Genomic DNA, 1,169 nt, shown 5'->3' with positions numbered 1-1,169 from the left:
CACTCTGTAGTTCGCGCAGCGGGGGCCAAGCGTTCAATCGATCACGGGGATCAGAATTGTTATCGGCCTTGTTCCGCTGCAGGACTCGCCTGTTCCGACAGTATCGCTGTTCACCACAACCACGAGAAAACCGCTTCCTGATTACCCGGCCCGCCGTCAGGCGGGCTGTTTGCTCTGCCAGTCGCCGCTGAAGCGCCGCTCATGGCACCACACCGCCCAGCAGATCCGTACCAGCTTGTTGGCCAGCGCCACCGCGGCCTTGTTGTGGCCGATCCGCGCGGCCGTCTCCACCGCCCAGCGTTGCAGCCGGGTCAGACGTTCCGGGGTATTGGCCTGGCAACGCTGGGCTGCCAGCAGGGCCGCTCGCGAGCCGTGGATCAGCAAGGTTCGCACATAGACGTTGCCCTGCCGACTGATGTGCCCCAGCTTACGCCGGTCGCCACTGCTGAATTCGCGCGGGGTCATGCCCAGCCAGGCGCTCAGCTGGCGGCCACTGGCGAACCGCTCGGGCTGGCCGACCGCGGTTTTCAGGGCGCTGGCGGTCAGCAGGCCGATGCCGCTGACTTCGTCGAGTTTGCGCACGATGGCGTCGTCGGCGTGCCAGCGCTGGAGTTGTTGCTCGCACTCGGCCATGCATTGCTCGTAGAGGTTGATCTCGGCCAGGACGATCCGCAGCTGGCCGCGCAGTGCCGCCACTTCTGGCAGTTCGACCAGTTCGTGGGCCGCCCGCAGAAAGGCAACCGTCGACGCCGGGGCCTCGATACCCATTTCGCGGAAGATGCCGCGCAGCAGGTTGATGCGCTGGGTGCGGCTCTTCTTCCAGGTCTCGCGCAGGCCGTGCAGTTGCTGGAGCTGTTGCTGCTCGTGGCTCTTCACCGGCACCGGGTGGATGTCGGCACAACGCGCGGCTTCGAGGATCGCGTCGCAGTCGTTGCGGTCGGTCTTGTTGCGCCGCCGGTAGGGGCGCACATAACGGGCATGCAGCAGGGTCACCCGGTGCCCCAGCGCCTGGGCGAAGCGCCCCCAATAGTGCGCCGTGCCACAGGCTTCCATCAGCCACTCGACCGGCTCCGCCTGCTCCTGTATATATCGACGAAACGCCTCGCGATTCAGCCGCTTGCGCTGACTCACCTGCCCGGCACGGACGCTCTCGGCAACCTGGTAAACGG

1 protein-coding gene is annotated in these 1,169 nt (G+C 66.1%); it reads right to left on the bottom strand.

Annotated elements, in window-relative coordinates; genetic code table 11:
- Window positions 1-156: 156 nt before the first annotated feature.
- A partial coding sequence (locus BMZ19_RS22025; RefSeq protein WP_090313893.1) for an IS110 family RNA-guided transposase occupies window positions 157-1,169 on the bottom strand: 1,013 nt, incomplete at its 5' end.

The organism is Pseudomonas linyingensis (genome assembly GCF_900109175.1).
In the GTDB taxonomy this organism is placed as follows: Bacteria; Pseudomonadota; Gammaproteobacteria; order Pseudomonadales; family Pseudomonadaceae; genus Geopseudomonas; species Geopseudomonas linyingensis.
The sequence above is the reverse complement of the archived record's forward strand: the minus strand, read 5'-3'. Positions and strand labels throughout refer to the sequence as shown.